Raw genomic sequence first — 16,180 nt, forward strand, 5'->3', positions numbered from 1 at the left:
TGTCATCGACGTGCGAAAAATGTATTTCCTGATTGCGATGTGGGTGATAAAAGTGCAGGTCAGGTTCATGATCACGTGGTGTTCAACACTTTCGGAGCCTAGCACGAGTATTGCGTTTTCCGGGCCTGGTGCGTTATTCCTGGAACCAGTCCCGGTGAAGATCACCCCCACCCCGCGCACAGGAGGTCAGCCGATGGCCGAGCTCGTCCCGCCGTCGCACGCTCGACGGCTGCGGTGCCTGGGCTTCGGCGACCCCGGCGAGGTGGCCGCGGTCGCGCGCGGCGGCGGCCTCGGCGTGCTCGACGGCGCCGACCCGGCCGACCTGCGGCTGGTCGCGGCCCGGGTCCGGGTGCCCTACGGCGTGCGCACCGACGGCCCGTTGCCCGCGAGTGCGGCCTTCGCCGTCCGGACGAAGGCGCCGTGGACGGGCGTGCTCGCCGAGGTCTCGGACGTCACCACCGCGGCCGAGGCGGTCAGCGGCGGCGCGCTCGGGCTGGTCGCACGCGGTGGTGAACTGAGCGACTTCGTTCTGCTGCAACAGCTCCTGAACACCTTCGACGTCCCGATGTGGGGCACCGTCGCCGGTCCGCGCACGGCGGTGGGCGCGCTCGCCGGTGGCGCGGCGGGAGTGGTCGCACCGTCCGCAGTGGACACCGACGTGCGCCGGATCGTCGGCGCCGAGGTGCCCGCGGCCGCGCTGGGTGCCCGGTTGTGCCGGACGCTGGGCAGTGCGCTGCCGGTCGTCCAGGGCCCGATGACGCGGGTGAGCGACCAGCCGGGCTTTGCCGCCGCGGTCGCCGAAGCGGGCGGGTTCCCGTTTGTCGCCGTGGCCACCGCAAACGGCGCGCGCACCACCGAACTGCTTCGCCGGACCGCCGAGCGCCTCGGCGACCGGCCGTGGGGCGCGGGCATCCTCGGGTTCGTGCCCGACGACCTGCGAGCCGAACAGCTCGCCGCGATCCGGGCCGCGCGGCCGCGGTGCGTGCTGATCGCGGGCGGGAAACCGGGACAGGCCAAGGCTTTGGAGGCCGAGGGCATCGCGACGTTCCTGCACGTGCCGTCGCCGATCCTGCTCGGCCAATACCTCGACGCCGGGGTCCGCCGGTTCGTCTTCGAGGGCGCCGAGTGTGGTGGGCACGTCGGTCCGCGGTCGAGTTTTGAGCTGTGGGAAGAGCAGTTGGCGGTGCTTGGCGCGGCCAAGGACGTCGAGGTGCTCTTCGCGGGCGGGATCCACGACGCCCGGTCGGTCGCGATGGTCACCGCGATGGCAGCGCCGCTCGACGGCGCGGGCATTCTCATGGGCACCGCGTACCTGTTCACCGAAGAAGCCGTGACGCAGGGCGCGATCACCGGCCTGTTCCAGGAACGCGCGTTCGCCGCGCGGGCCACCGTCACGCTCGAAACCGCGCCGGGGCACCGCACACGCTGCCTGCCGAGTCCGTACACGACGGAGTTCGAGCAGGTCAAGGCAAGCCTGCGGGACATTCCCGCGCAGGAGGCGTGGCAACGGCTGGAGGAGCTGAACACCGGACGGCTGCGCGTCGCGAGCAAGGGTGTCCGGCGTGACGGCGAGCGGCTCGACGAGGCGACCCAGCTCGCCGAGGGGATGTACATGGCGGGCGAGGTCGCCGTGCTGCGGGACAGCCGGACGACGATCGCCGAGCTGCACGCCGATGTCACCTCGGGAAAAACGTTTGCTCGTGGGGATGTCTCAGCTTCGGAAGAGTCCACAAGGGATATCGCGGTCATCGGTATGGCCTGCACGTTCCCCGGTGCGCCGGATCTCGAGGCGTTCTGGTCGAACGTCCTGCGCGGTGCGGACGCCGTCACGGAGGTTCCGCGTGACCGCTGGGACCCGGACGTCTACTTCGGACAGTCGGCGTCGAAGTGGGGTGGGTTCCTGCCCGCGCTGGACGTCGACCCGCTGGACTACGGCATCCCGCCGGCCGCGATGGGCAGCATCGACCCGGCCCAGCTGGTGTCGCTGGAGACCGCGCGCCGGGCGCTGGCCGACGCCGGGTACGCCGAGCGGGAGTTCGACCGCGAGCACACGAGTGTCGTGTTCGGCGCGGAGGCGGGCGGCGACCTGGCCAACGCGGGCACCCTGCGGTCGTTGCTCGGCGGTTATCTCGACGAGGTGCCACCGGAGCTGCTCTCCCAGCTGCCGGAACCGACCGAGGACACGTTCCCCGGCACGCTGGCGAACGTCATCTCCGGCCGGATCGCGAACCGGCTCGACCTCGGCGGCGCGAACTACACGGTGGACGCGGCGTGCGGGTCGTCGCTGGCCGCGCTCGACCTGGCGGCGAAGGAGCTGCGCGCGGGGACGAGCTCGCTGGTGCTGTGCGGCGCGGTCGACCTGCACAACGGCATCCACGACTACTTGATGTTCACGTCGGCGGGCGCGCTGTCCCCGACCGGCCGCTGCCGCCCGTTCGACGCGGCGGCCGACGGCATCGCGCTCGGCGAGGGTGTGGCGTGCCTGGTGCTGAAGCGCCTGTCCGACGCCGAACGCGACGGCGACCGGATCTACGCGGTGGTCAAGGGAGTGGGCGCGGCCAGCGACGGCAAGGCACTCGGCTTGACGGCGCCCCGCCCGGAAGGCCAGCACCGCGCACTGGAGCGCGCGTACCGCGACGCGGGTGTGTCCCCGGCGGAGGTCGGTCTGGTCGAGGCGCACGGCACCGGCACGGTGGTCGGCGACGCGACGGAGCTGCGCACGCTGACCGGCTTTTTCGCCGAGGCGGGCGCATCGCCGGGCTCGTGCGTGCTCGGTTCGGTGAAGAGCCAGATCGGCCACACGAAGTGCGCGGCCGGCCTGGCGGGGCTGATCAAGGCAGCGCTGGCCCTGTGGTACGAGGTGGTGCCCCCGACGCTGCACCTGACCCAGCCGAACGCGGCGTGGGACGCGGCCACGAGCCCCTTCACGTTCACGACGGCCGCCCGCCCGTGGGCAAGCCCGTCCCGGCTGGCCGGGGTGAGCGCCTTCGGTTTCGGCGGCACGAACTTCCACGCGGTGCTGGCGGCAGGCCCGGTGGCCCCGGACCGGCGGCATGGTCTGCGGGACTGGGCGCCGGAGGCGGAGAAGATCCTCGCGGGCATCGGCGGCGGGCGAGGTGGGCGGTCGGCTTCGGCTGGTGCTCCGGACCTACAGCCAGGCGTGAGTGGGCCGTTCGAGCGGCCGACGACCGCCATCGACCGCGCCACCGCCGGACCCGGCAAGGTCGCCTTCCTCTTCCCGGGCCAAGGCAGCCAGCACCCAGGCATGCTCGCCGAGCTGTTCGTGCACTTCCCCGAGCTCGCCGACCTCCTTCAGCTCGCCCCCGACGTCGCCGCCACCGCGTTCCCTCCCGCCGCGTTCGACACACGAACACGGGAAGCGCAAGAACGCGCCCTCACCGACACCCGAGTCGCGCAACCTGCGCTCGGGCTCGTCGAGACTGCCGTGGCAAGGCTGCTCGACCAGGTCGGCGTCCGTCCCGACTTCCTCGCCGGGCACAGCTACGGCGAACTCGTCGCCCTCGCCGTCGCCGGGGCCTTCGACACCGACACCCTCCTGCAGCTCAGCCGGGCCCGGGCGAAGGCCATCGCCGACGCTGCCGAGCCCGGCACGATGGCCGCCGTCAAAGCGTCGCGGGACGCTCTCACTCCTACCCTCGTCGGCCCCGATGTTGTGGTTGCCAACCACAACGGGCCCGAACAGGTGGTCCTTTCCGGACCGGTCGCGGCGATCGAACGCGCCATCCGGCGCCTGCGGGAGACCGGCATCGCGGCCAAGCGGATCCCCGTCGCCTGCGCCTTCCACAGTCCGCTCGTCGCCGCCGCGAGCGCGGTCTTCGCGGACGAGCTCCGCACACAGTCCATTGTGGAACCGAAGCTGCCGGTGTGGGCGAACCGGACCGCGAAGCCGTACCAGAAGGACGTCCGAAGTGAACTGGCCGCGCAGATCAGCGCACCGGTCAAGTTCCTCGACCAGGTCGAAGCCATGTACGCGGCCGGCGCGCGGACGTTTGTCGAGGTCGGGCCCGGGCGGGTGCTTTCGCTTCTCGTCGCGGACATCCTCGGCGACCGCCCGCACACCGTGGTCGCCTGCGGGCCCGATCTCACCGCCTTCCTCACCGCGCTCGCCCGCCTCGCGCAAGCCGGTGTCGCCGTCCGCACCGAGCGGCTGACCCGGCCGAAGCCTCCCGTGAAAGCCGCCTGGGCCGTTGACGGGCGGTCCGTGCGCGCGCCCGGCGCCGCGGCTCCCGCCCTGCCCCCGGCCCGACGAATCCGGAGTACCGCCATGACCCAGCCCGCCCTCGGCCGCGACCAGGCGGTCGTCGACTTCCTGCGCACCACCCGCGAGCTCGTCGCCGCCCAGCGTGAGGTGATGCTCGGGTACCTCGGCAGCGCACCCGCGCCGGTCGTGGTCGCGGCGCCCGAACCCGAACCCGAACCCGAGCCGGTGGTCGAGGCGGCTCCGGCCGACGTCCTCACCACCGTCATCGGCGTGATCAGCGAGCGCACCGGCTACCCGGCCGACATGATCGCCGGCGACCTCGACCTCGAGGCCGACCTCTCCATCGACTCCATCAAGCGCACCGAGATCGCCGGCACGCTCCTGAGCCGCCTGGGCCTGCCCGCCGACGACCGCACCGACCAGCTCAGCCGCGACCGCACGGCCGACGCGCTCACCGCGCACCTCGAAAGCTGGCTGACCCCCACACCCCGGGCCGTCGCTCCGACGCGTTACCGGCTCGAACGCGTGCCGGTGCCGCTCGCCCCGGACCCCGCGAGACTGCGCGGGAAGACCGTGGCGGTGCTGGGCGACGACGAGTCCGTGCGCGCGGCCTTCACCGGCGCGGGCGCGGAGATCGTCGCCGAAGCCGCGGACGTCACCGTCGTCCTGGCCGCCGGCCGCAGCGTCCCGGACGTGTTCCTGCTGCTCAAGACGCTGAGCGGCACTGTGCTGGTGGCGGCCGAGCCGCGCGTTCCCGGGCTGCGTGGCCTGGTCCGCGCCGCCGCGCTCGAACGCGACGCGGTCACCCGGCTCGTCGAGGTGACGCAGGACGTCGCGAAGGTGCTTGTCGACGAGGCCCTCAGCGACGGCCCGTCGGTCGTCGGGCACGACGAGACCGGCCGGTTCACCGTCGAGCCGCGGCCCGCGGACCTCGGCTCTCTCGCCTACTCCGGCGCCGGGCCGGGCGGGGGTGAGCTGGCCGCGCTGGGCCTCGGTCGCGACTCGGTGGTGCTGCTCGTCGGCGGCGCCCGCGGCATCACCGCCCGCGCGGCCGTCGCGTTCGCCGCGTCCGGGTGCCGGCTCGAGCTCGCCGGGCGCACCCCCTGGCCGGGTGAGCCGGACGACCTGCCCGAAGATCCCACGGCCATGCGCGCGGTGCTCACCGGGCGGGGTGGCTCGGTCGCCGACATCGAACGGCGGGTGCGGACCGTGCTGGCCCAGCGGGAGATCGGCCGCACGCTCGGCCAGATCCGCGCCGCGGGCGGCGACCCGGTCTACCGGACGCTCGACGTGCGTGACCCCGACGCCGTGCACCACCTGGTCAAGGACCTGGCCGGCCGCGTCGACGGGGTCGTCTTCGCCGCCGGGGTGATCGACGACAAGCTGATGGCCGACAAGGACGAACAGTCGTTCCGGACCGTGTTCGAGACCAAAGTGGACGGCGCCAAGGCGCTGCTCGCCTCGCTGGCGGAGTCCGGGGTCGAACCCCGGTTCGTCACGTTCTTCGGCAGCATCGCCGCGGTCCTCGGCAACCGCGGCCAGACCGACTACGCCGCCGCGAACGACGCGCTCGAGGCGCTGGGGACGACCTGGCCCGGGCGGGCCGTGACCGTCCACTGGGGACCGTGGGCGCCCGCGGACGACCACGGCGGCATGGTGTCGCCGGAGCTCGCCCGCGAGTACGAGCGCCGGGACATCAGCCTGCTCGACGCCGACGAGGGTGTCGCGGCGCTGCTGCGCGAGCTCGCCTACGGCACGGACCGCGCGGTGCTGTACACGGCGTCGTTGTGGTGAGCCACGAGCCGGTCGCGGTGGTCGGCCTGGGGGTGTTCCTGCCCGGGGCGTCCACAGTGGACCAGTACTGGCACAACCTCGTCGAGGGCGCCGACGCGATCACCGAGATCCCGCCGCAGCGCCGGGACCCGGCGTTCCACGGTCACGGCGGCACCGCGCCGGACCGCACGCACGGCCGCCGCGGCGGGTTCGCCCCGGACACCCTCGAGTTCGACCCGGTCGCGCACGGTGTGCCGCCGACATCCCTCGACGGCATCGAGCCCGACCAGCTGACGGCGCTGGCCGTCGCCGTGGCCGCGGTGGACGACGCCGGTGGCCTCGGCCGGCTCGGCGACCCCGAACGAATCGGCGTCGTGCTCGGCCGGGGCGGTTACCTCTCGCCCGGGCTGCAGGGCTTCGACCAGCGCGTACGCACCGTCCGGCAGGTCACCCGAACCGTCGGTGAGCTGATGCCTTCGGCGGGGCCCGAGGTGCTCGACCGGCTGCGGACGGCGTTGCTCGAACCGCTCGGCGAGTTCCGGCCGGAGACCGCCGCCGGGCTCGTGCCGAACCTCGCCGCGGCCCGGGTCGCGAACCGGCTCGACCTCGGTGGCCCGGCGTACACAGTGGACGCCGCGTGCGCGTCTTCGCTGGTCGCGGTCGACCAGGCCATCGGAGAGCTGACGCGGCGACGTTGTGACGTCGTCCTGGCGGGTGGGGTGCACCAGACCCAGGACGACACACTCTGGTCGCTGTTCACGCAGCTCGGCGCGCTGTCGGTGAGCCAGCGGATCAGCCCGCTGTCCCGCGCCGCGGACGGCATGCTCATCGGCGAGGGCACCGCGGTGGTCGTGCTCAAACGGCTGGCCGACGCCCGGCGTGACGGCGACCGCGTGTACGCCGTGGTCCGCGGCAGCGGCACGTCGAGCGACGGGCGGGGCGCGAGCCTGCTCAGCCCGTCCGTCGCCGGCCAGACCCTGGCGCTGCGGCGGGCCTGGGCAGGGCTCGACCCGGCGGAGATCGGCCTGCTGGAGGCCCACGGCACCGCCACCCCGGCCGGGGACGCCGCCGAGCTGACCACCGTCGCCGACGTGTTCGGCCAGGCCGGCGGGACCCGGTCGGTGATCGGCTCGGTCAAGTCGATGATCGGGCACACCCTGCCGACGGCCGGCGTCGCCGGGCTGGTCAAGGTCGCGCTCGCGCTGCACCACGGCGTGCTGCCGCCGACGCTCAACTGCGCCGACCCGAACCCGCTGCTCGACAAGACCCGGTTCCGGGCGCTGGCCGAGGCGGAGGACTGGGGCGCGCTGCCGCGCGTGGCCGCGGTCAACGCGTTCGGCTTCGGCGGGGTGAACGCGCACGTCGTGCTGGAAGCCGGGGACCCGGCGCCGAAGCGGCGGGTGCGGGTCGACGAGCCGGAACGCGTGCTGCGGCTGGCCGCGGACTCGCCGTCGGAGCTGCTGGACCGGCTCGACCGACGAGGGGAGCGAGGAGAGCCCGGGACCGGCCGGTGCCGGATCGGGATCGCCGGCGTGGACGAACGCAAGCTCGCGACCGCTCGCCGCGTGCTCACCAAGGTGGCGGCCGACGGCCGGTCGTGGCACGGCGGCGGTGACGTCTGGTGCTCGGTCGACCCGCTGCTGCCGGGCGGGAAGACCGCGTTTGTCCACCCGGGACTGGAGGACGGCGCCGAACCACGGCTCGACGACGTGGCCCGGCACTTCGGCTTCGATCGTCCACAGTGGTCCACGAAGACCGTGCTCGACCGCGCGGCGAGCGTGACCGCGGCCGGGCTGGTCCTCGACCAAGCACTGCGGCGGCTGGCGATCCGGCCGGACGCGCTCGCCGGGCACAGCGTCGGCGAGTGGACGGCGATGCAGGCCGCCGGGATGTACCGGGCGGCGCCGGTGCGGTTCGAGTTCGAACTGCCCGAGGCCGACTACCTGGTGCTGGGCTGCCCGGCCACGCGCGTGGCCGGGATGCTCCCGGACGGCCTGGTGATCTCCCACGAGAACGCGGCCAGCCAGACGATCGTGTGCGGCCCGCCGGACGCGGTCGCGGACTTCGCCGTGACCTGCCGCGGCCGGGGCATTGTGGCCCGGACGCTGCCGTTCCGGTCCGGCTTCCACACCCCGCTGATGCGCCCGCACCTCGCGCCGTTCGCCCGGCTCGTCGAGGAGCTCGACCTGCGCGCCCCCACACTGCCGGTGTGGTCGGCGACCACCGCGCGGCCCTATCCCGCCGAGCCGGCCGCCGTCCGCGAGCTGTACCTGGACCACCTCGTGCGGCCGGTCCGGTTCCGGGCGCTGACCGAGGCCATGCACCACGCCGGGTTCCGGGTGTTCGTGCAGGTCGGCGCCGGTCAGGTCGGCTCCTACCTGACCGACACGCTCGGCGAGCGGCGGTACCTGGTGGTCGCCGCGGCGTCCGGGACGCGGTCCGGGCTCGCCCAGCTGCGGCGCGTCACGACGGCATTGTGGACCGAAGGCGGCAACCCGGACTTCGACGCACTGGAGCCGCGACTGATCCGGCTCAACACCGGGAGCTCCCTGCTTTCGCTGGGAGATTCGGCGCGTGGCCTATTGGACGTCGAGCCGACGCTGCCCGCCGGGGTGCCGGACACGATCGTCGCCGAGTTCACCGCGTTGCTGACCGAGACCCGTCAGACCGCGGCGGACGTCGTCGCGGCAGCGGCCCGGCAGCGCGTCCAGTCCACTGTGGACGTATCGCTGGACGTGATGCCGTACCTGCGTGACCACCGGTTCTTCCGGCAGCGCCCGGACTGGCCCGACGAGTCGGACTTCCGGCCGGTGGTGCCCGCGACCACGCTGGTGGACCTCGCGTGCCGGACCGTCGAACGCACCTGGCCGGGCACCACGGCGGTCGCGGTGCGGGACGCGGTGTTCTCCCGCTGGCTGATCGCTTCGCCCGCCCAGCGGGTGCCGCTGTCGCTGAGCCGGGACGGCGAGCACGTCACCGTCGAGATCGGACCGTACGCGCTGATGAACGTCGAGCTGGGGACGGCCGCCCCGCCGCCGTCCCGGACCCGGCCGCCGGGGCCGGAGACCGCGCCGCCGCTGACCGCGGCCGAGATTTACGCACGGCGCGAGATGTTCCACGGCCCGGCGTACCGGGGACTGTCCCGGCTGGACGGTCTCGGCGAGCACCACATCCGCGGTGAGCTGGTGGTGCCGTCCGCGCCCGGCGGGCTGCTCGACAACGTCGGCCAGCTGCTCGGCTGCTGGCTGATGGCCACCCGGTCGGACAACCTGCTCGCGTTCCCGCGCTCGATCGGCCGGCTCACCTGGCACGGCTCGGAGCCCGCGCCCGGCACCCGGCTCGAGTGCCTGGTGCGGGTCCGGCTGCCGCGGCCGGACGTCCTGGAGATGGACGCCGAACTGGTGCGGGACGGCCGGGTGCTCGCGACCGTCGAGGGCTGGCGTGACGTCCGGTTCCCGTGTGACCGCGCGGCTCATCGCGTGTACGCGTTCCCCGACCGGAACCTGCTCGCGGAGCCCGACGGCGACGGCGTCCGGGTCACCGACCGCTGGCCGACCGTCGCCGCGCGTGACATCTACGCCGGGGTCTACCTCGCCGCCGAGGAACGCGCGGAGTTCGCCGCGCTCGAACCACGGCGTCAGCGGGGCTGGCTGCTGGAGCGCATCGCGGCCAAGGACGCCGTCCGCGCCCGGCTCACCGAACCGGTGTACCCGGCGGAAATTCGCGTGCACGACGACGGCCGGATCTCCGGCCGCGGCCGGGAGCTGCCGGGTTTCGCCGTCACGGTCGAACTGGACGGCGACACCGCCATCGCACAACTCAGGAGCGAGCCATGACCATCGACCACGCGTCCGCGACGTTCGACGTCGTCGCCGAGCTGCTCAGCGAGCTCGTCGGCGACGCCGAGGTGCTGGGCGTCAAGATCACGCCCAGCACGACGTTCCACGAGGACCTGCAGCTGGAGAGCATCGACCTGGTGACCTTCGCGAGCATCCTCGCCGAGCACTTCGGTGCGGAGGTCAACCTCGCCGAACACCTGGCGGAGAAGGACCTCGACGACGTCATCGGGCTGACCGTCGGCGACATCGCCCGGTTCGTGGGGGAGCGCACGTGCCCACGATGACCGTGAACGGGCTGCGCACCAACGTGCAGCTCGTCGCCGCCGGCGGCACCGAGACCGTGGTGTTCCTGCACGGCATGGGCACCGACAGCCTGGCGAGCTTCTACCTGACGCTGGCGCCGCCGGTCGCGGCCGCCGGGGTCAACGTCATCAGCTACGACCTGCGCGGGCACGGCAAGACCGAGCGGCCGGTGCGGGGCTACCTGCTGAGCGACTTCGTCGCCGACCTCGACGACCTGCTGGCGCAGCTCGGGGTCGACCGGCCGGTGCACCTGGTGGGCAACAGCTTCGGCGGCACCCTTGCCTACAGCTACGCCGTGGCCCAGCCGGCGCGCGTGCGCAGCATCGTGTGCATCGAGTCCGAGCCCGCGACCGAGGTGTGGGCCGGGAAGATGAGCGAGATCCTCGCGCACACCATGCGGTTCCTGCAGGTGGAGGAGAGCTTCGACTGGATCGAGGCGAACTTCAGCGCCCACCACCGGCGGCTCGCGCGGATGGCGGCCGAGCGGATCACAGCGACGAAGATGGCCGAGGAGGTGCCGCTCGGGCCGTTGCTCACGGGTGAGCAGGTGGCGGGGATCGGCTGCCCGGTGCTGTCCATCCTGGGCAGCCACGGGTACCAGGCCGACGACCTCGAGGCGTTGACGTCGCTGCTGCCCCGCGGTGAGCTGCACGTGTTCGAAGGGCAGGGGCACTCGGTGCTGGTGGAGCAGCACCGGGAGGTGCGTGAGCTGGTGCTGCGCTGGATCGAGCGGCACGCGGCGTGAGGGTGCTGCTGGTCGTGCCGCCGCTGGCCGGGCACGTCGCGCCGTTGCGCGGGGTGGCGGCCGCGCTGGTGGCGCGGGGTCATTCCGTGGCCTGGTGCGGATCTGCTCCGGAAGTGTCCACTTTGGTCGCCGGGCGGGTGTTCCCGGCGGGGGACTCCGCGCCGTTCTCGGTGGCGTTGCGGCCGCCGGAGCTGCGCGGGTTCGCGGCCTTGAAGTACCTGTGGGAGTCCTATTTGGTCCCGCTCGCGGACGCGATGGCGCCGGGCGTGGCTTCGGCCGTCTCGGCGTTCCGGCCGGACGTCGTGGTGGCCGACCAGCAGGCGATGGCGGGCGCGCTGGTGGCGACCCGGTGTGGGCTGCCGTGGGCGACGTCGGCGTCGACGTCCACCGAGCTGGCCGACCCGCTGGGCTCGCTGCCGAAGATCGCGTCCTGGGTCGGCGACCTGCAGGCCGGACTGCGGGCCCGGCACGGCGTCCTGCTCGGCGACCTGCGGTTCTCACCGCACTTGGTACTGGCGTTCACCACGCAGGCGCTGGCGGGCAGCTCCCGGCTGGCGGTGCCGGTGTCCTACGTCGGCCCGGCGCTGCCCGCGGCGTCCGGCGACTGGTCCGGTTCGGACGGTCGGCCGCTGGTCGTGGTGACGCTGGGGACGTCGAATGCCACGACGGGATCGCGGTTCCTGGCCGAGAGCGTCGACGCGCTGGCGGGCATGCCCGGCGTCCAGGGGCTGGTGGTGGATCCGTCCGGCGGCCTGGTCAGCGAGAACGTGCTGCTGGCCCGGCACATCCCGCAGGTGGCGGTGTTCGCGCACGCCTCGGTGGTCGTGTGCCACGGCGGGCACAACACGGTGTGCGAAGCGCTTTCGGCCGGAGTGCCGCTGGTGGTCGCCCCGATCCGGGACGACCAGTCGATGCTGGCCCAGCAGGTGGTGACGGCTTCGGCGGGGGTACGGGTCCGGTTCGACCGGGCGAAGTCGGCGGACATCCGCAAGGCGATCGAGTCAGCCGGCCAGTACCGCCCGGGCGCGGCGAAGATCCGCGCGTCGTTCGAGGCGGCGGGTGGGGTGGAAGAGGCGGCAACACGCCTGGAGTCGCTGGCTTGAGGCAGAGTGGAGTCATGTCCGCGTACCCGACGATGACGTGCCACCTCGAAACCGAGCGGCTGGTCCTGCGGCCGTGGGCCGCATCGGACGCCGGCGACCTGCGCGCCCTGCACGCCGAGCGCGGCAACGGCACTCCGACGGTCGAGCACATCCGGGAGCTGATCACGAAGCAGCTCGCCGCGACGGCGGAGACCGGGATCGCCTTGCTGCCCGTCGAACGCCGTGCGGAGGGCGACTTCATCGGCTACTGCGGGCTGATCATCGGCCGCGCGAGCATCGAAGAGCCCGAGATCGCCTACGAGCTGTTCCGTCGTGCGCACGGACGTGGGTACGCCACGGAGGCGGCCGCCGCGGTGCTCGACGTCGCGAAGGCGACCGGGCGGAACCGGCTCTGGGCGACCGTGGGCGTGGGGAACGCGCCGTCGTTCCGAGTCCTCGAGAAGCTCGATTTCGAACGCGATCATGTGTCCACTGAGGACAACGGCGAAGTGGTGTGGCTGAAGCGCTTGCTCCGGTGATGCTCAACCGCGGGCCCGAAAGGTGCGCGCGGCCAGGGCGGACCCCGCCACCGCCGCCACCGCCGCGATCAGCAGCGCCGCCGCCAGGGACCAGCCGATCGGGCGGGCCAGGGCCAGTGCGCGGGTCGCGTCGATCGCGTACGTCAGCGGGTTCACCGCCGAGACCACGCGGACCCACGCCGGCATCGTGTCCAGGGGCATGTACGCGCTCGAGGAGAACATCAGCGGGAACATCACCACGAACGACGCCGCCTGGAGCGTCTCCGCCTTGCGCAGCCACGTCGTGATCGCCACGAACACCCAGCTCAGGCACCAGCCCACCACCAGCGTCACCACCAGGGCGAGCCCGAGGCCGGCCACCCCGCCCGCCGGGCGGAAGCCGAGGAACAGCACACTCGCGAGCGCCGTCACCACCAGCTGGACGGCCAGGCGCGCCGAGTCGGCCAGGGTCCGGGCGAACAGCACCGAGAACAGCGAGATCGGCAGGCACCGCAGCCGTCCGGTGAAGCCGCCGTAGATCTCCGCGAGCAGGCCCGCGCCCGAGCTCATCGCCGTAGTCATCGCGATGTTGACCAGCGTCGCCGGCACCAGGAAGTTCACGTAACCCTGGTACGCCGCGACGCCGGGCAGCGCCCCGACCCCGCTGAACACCTGGCTGAACAACAGAAGCAGCACGACCGGCTGCAACAGTCCGAAGAAGACCAGCCGGCGGTCGCCGAACGCCGTCCGCAGGGACCGGGCCGCCAGGACCCGGACCTGGGTCCAGAACCCGGCTTCCGGCCACGCCGTCGGGTCGGCGAGCGCGCTGACGGCCGCGCGGTGCCGGGCCTGCGTCACCAGCCCACCGCCGTCTGGTGCAGGGAAAGGTAGACGTCGTCGAGCGTCGGCTCGGTGACCGTGAGGTCCCGCAGCGGCGCGCCGGCCGCGTCGAGCGCGCGCACCAGCACCGGGACGTCACCCGGGCCGGACAGCGGCACGGCGAGCACCAGCCCGTTGCGGCCCGCCGCCATCCCCAAGCGGGACAACGCGTCCACCGCGCGCCGCAACGCCAGTTCGGTGCCGAAGATCAGCGTCGCCGTCCGGTCGCCGAGGCGCGCCTTGAGCTGCGCCGGTGTCCCGGACACCGTGATGTGCCCGAAGCCGAGGACCACCACGTGGTCGGCCAGCCGGTCGGCCTCCTCGAGGTACTGGGTGGTCAGCACGACGGTGGTGCCGCGCGCGGCGAGCCCTTCGACGACGGTCCACAACCCCGCCCGGCTCACCGGGTCGAGACCGGTGGTCGGCTCGTCGAGGAACAGCACCTGCGGCGCGCCGACGAGGCCCGCGGCCAGGTCCAGCCGCCGCCGCATGCCGCCGGAGTAGATGCCGGCCGGGCGGTCGGCCGCGTCTTCGAGGCCGAACGACGCGACCAGTTCGGCGGCCCGCGCCTGCGCCTGCCGCGGTTTCGCGCCCAGCAGCCGGGCGATCAGCACGAGGTTCCCGCGCCCGGACAGCGCGTCGTCGACCGCGGCGAACTGCCCGGTCACCCCGATCCGGCGCCGGACCGCGCGCCCGCGCTGCACGACGTCGTAACCGCAGACGCGGGCGACGCCGGCGCTGGGCCGGGTTCGCGTGCTGAGGATGTCGATCAACGTGGTCTTCCCGGCGCCGTTGTGGCCGAGGACCGCCAGCACCGTGCCGCGGGCGACGGTCAGGCTGATCCCGGCGAGCGCGGTGACTTCGCCGTAGTTCTTCGCGAGGTCCGTCACGGCGATGACCGGCTGGTTCATGGCCGCTCCTTTCCCTCTCGCGAAAAGGTAACGGGATAGGGTGTGCGGAAGCAAGGATTCACGTTCCGCCCGCCGTGCGCGTGACAATTTCCGGGACGGCGGTTCGTCTCCGCGTGATAAGCCCTGACCTGCGTGACCCTTCGGGACGGTGGCTATCCGATGCGCGTGACAAAGAATGTTGTGTCGCTTGTTCGGCGGAAATCCCGGAGGTACTTTCTCCTGAAATTCCCCCATTCCCCGAGGTGACGAGCCGTGAAGTTTTCGTGGAAGCCGAGAAAGCCCGCCTACGGCCTGGCGGCGGTGACTGTCGCGGGGGTCGCGGCGACCGTCGCGCTCGTCGGGGCCGGGCCGACCCAGGCCGCGCCGGTGAGCCTGACGCTGAACTACAACTGCCCGTTCCCGCTGATCGGCGACCAGGTGCTGGCGGTCAAGATCGACACCAACCTGCCGGACAACGCCGTCGCGGGCGCCGCGTCGACGCCGATCACCTTCGACGTCGACGTCACCGTGCCGGAGACCGCCACCGAGGGCCTGGCGCTGGTCGGCGCGACCTCGCTGGACGGCAGCGCGAAGGCCGCGGCGACGCTCAAGTACCCGGTCGACAAGACGCTGAACCTGAACCTGCCGCTGACCATCGCCTCGACGCCGGTGCCGGCGTCCGGCGCGTTCCACGTCAAGAGCAGCGGCAAGGCGCCGGCGGTGACGTTCCCCAGCCCGGGCACCGCGTCGGTGACGGTCGGGAACTTCAGCACCACGATGACGCCGCGCACCGCGGACGGCCAGCCGACCGACCTCGGCACGTTCACCTCGGACTGCGTCGCCGTCCCGGGCCAGAACCAGCAGCTGGGCACCTTCGAGATCAAGCCGGCGGGCGGCACCACGACGCCGACCACCCCGACGACGCCCACCACCCCGACCACGCCGACGACCGAGCCCACGACTCCGACCACTGAGCCGACGACGCCGACCACGCCGACGACGGAACCCACGACTCCGACCACCGAGCCGACCACCCCGACGACGGAGCCGACCACCCCGACGACCGAGCCGACAACTCCGACAACGCCGACGACGGAACCGACCACTCCCACGACGGAACCGACCACCCCGACAACCGAGCCCACGACTCCCACCACGGAACCGACCACGCCGACGACGGAACCCACGACTCCCACCACCGAGCCGACCACCCCGACGACGGAACCCACCACTCCGACGACGGAACCGACCACGCCGACGACCGAGCCCACCACCCCGACCACCCAGCCGACCACCCCCACGACGACCACGCCGCCGGACGGCGTCCAGGTCAAGTACTCGGTGAAGGGCAAGTCGGCCCTCAAACAGCTGCACGCCACGCTGCCGCTCGGCCCGGGCACGCTCGACGCGAAGCTCGACGCCGCCTCGGGCAGGTTCGGCGCGCAGCTCGAGCTCCCGAAGTCGGACGTGGACTTCCGGGTGCTCGGCTTCATCCCGGCGTCCGCGACGGTGAAGCTCGGCCAGATCGGCCCGGTCAACGGCACGCTCGCCGGTGGCGCGGTCAAGGCGACCGCGCAGATGGACGTCCGGCTCACCAAGGTCCGCGTGTTCGGGTTCCCGATCCTGTCGTCGAACTCGTGCCACACGGTGAAGCCGGCCGACGTGCCGCTCGTCTCGGCGCCCGGGTTCGACCCGCTCAAGGGCGGGAAGCTCACCGCGACGTACGGCATCCCGCAGTTCACCGGGTGCGGTTTCCTCACCGGCCTGATCTCCGGCATCGCCTCCGGTCCCGGCAACAAGCTCGAGGTGACCCTCACCAAGAAGTGAAGTGGGGCCGCGGAAACGCAGACCCGCGTGACAAGAATACGAAAACCCTTGTGTGACAACGAGAATCGTCAGTAGCTTCGGAAAGGACCCCTTCGATGAGGA

The 16,180-nt window shown here is 72.7% G+C and carries 9 protein-coding genes; 7 read left to right on the forward strand and 2 right to left on the reverse strand.

Going from position 1 to position 16,180, the window contains the following annotated elements:
- Positions 1–193: 193 nt before the first annotated feature.
- Genes ACZ61C_RS05620 through ACZ61C_RS05645 form a run of 6 tightly spaced genes read left to right on the forward strand, consistent with a single transcriptional unit; the run spans position 194 to position 12,503 of the window.
- On the forward strand, positions 194–6,016 hold the full coding sequence (locus ACZ61C_RS05620) for an SDR family NAD(P)-dependent oxidoreductase (protein WP_465303225.1): 5,823 nt from the start codon (positions 194–196) through the stop codon (positions 6,014–6,016).
- Entirely contained in the window at positions 6,013–9,831 is a 3,819-nt protein-coding gene (locus tag ACZ61C_RS05625) for a beta-ketoacyl synthase N-terminal-like domain-containing protein (RefSeq protein WP_465303227.1), read from the forward strand. Before ACZ61C_RS05620 ends, ACZ61C_RS05625 begins: the two co-directional genes overlap by 4 nt.
- Positions 9,828–10,118, forward strand: coding sequence for a phosphopantetheine-binding protein (locus tag ACZ61C_RS05630; RefSeq protein ID WP_465303229.1), 291 nt, complete (start codon positions 9,828–9,830; stop codon positions 10,116–10,118). The genes ACZ61C_RS05625 and ACZ61C_RS05630 overlap by 4 nt, the downstream gene beginning before the upstream one ends.
- The gene (locus tag ACZ61C_RS05635; protein ID WP_465303231.1) at positions 10,106–10,882 is read left to right on the forward strand and encodes an alpha/beta fold hydrolase; all 777 of its coding nucleotides are present in this window, start codon (positions 10,106–10,108) and stop codon (positions 10,880–10,882) included. Before ACZ61C_RS05630 ends, ACZ61C_RS05635 begins: the two co-directional genes overlap by 13 nt.
- Positions 10,879–11,985 carry a glycosyltransferase gene (locus tag ACZ61C_RS05640; protein ID WP_465303233.1) on the forward strand — a complete coding sequence of 369 codons (1,107 nt, stop codon included), beginning with the start codon at positions 10,879–10,881 and terminating at the stop codon, positions 11,983–11,985. The genes ACZ61C_RS05635 and ACZ61C_RS05640 overlap by 4 nt, the downstream gene beginning before the upstream one ends.
- 14 nt (positions 11,986–11,999) lie before the next feature.
- Positions 12,000–12,503, forward strand: a complete 504-nt coding sequence (locus ACZ61C_RS05645) for a GNAT family N-acetyltransferase (protein WP_465303235.1) — start codon at positions 12,000–12,002, stop codon at positions 12,501–12,503.
- A 3-nt stretch (positions 12,504–12,506) separates the two neighbouring features.
- Here the strand turns inward: ACZ61C_RS05645 and ACZ61C_RS05650 are convergent, their stop codons facing one another.
- Together ACZ61C_RS05650 and ACZ61C_RS05655 are read right to left on the reverse strand one after the other, a co-directional pair.
- A complete protein-coding gene (locus ACZ61C_RS05650; protein ID WP_465303237.1) occupies positions 12,507–13,340 on the reverse strand; it encodes an ABC transporter permease in 834 nt (277 codons plus the stop codon).
- Positions 13,337–14,272 (reverse strand): ATP-binding cassette domain-containing protein, encoded by a 936-nt coding sequence (locus tag ACZ61C_RS05655; RefSeq protein WP_465303239.1) that lies wholly within the window; start codon positions 14,270–14,272, stop codon positions 13,337–13,339. The genes ACZ61C_RS05650 and ACZ61C_RS05655 overlap by 4 nt, the downstream gene beginning before the upstream one ends.
- A 252-nt stretch (positions 14,273–14,524) precedes the next feature.
- Here ACZ61C_RS05655 and ACZ61C_RS05660 point away from each other — a divergent pair, with 252 nt between their 5' ends.
- Positions 14,525–16,078: a DUF6801 domain-containing protein gene (locus ACZ61C_RS05660; RefSeq protein ID WP_465303241.1), complete on the forward strand. Its 1,554-nt coding sequence runs from the start codon at positions 14,525–14,527 to the stop codon at positions 16,076–16,078.
- Positions 16,079–16,180: the final 102 nt, after the last annotated feature.

It is taken from the genome of Amycolatopsis sp. NPDC104587 (assembly GCF_055583645.1).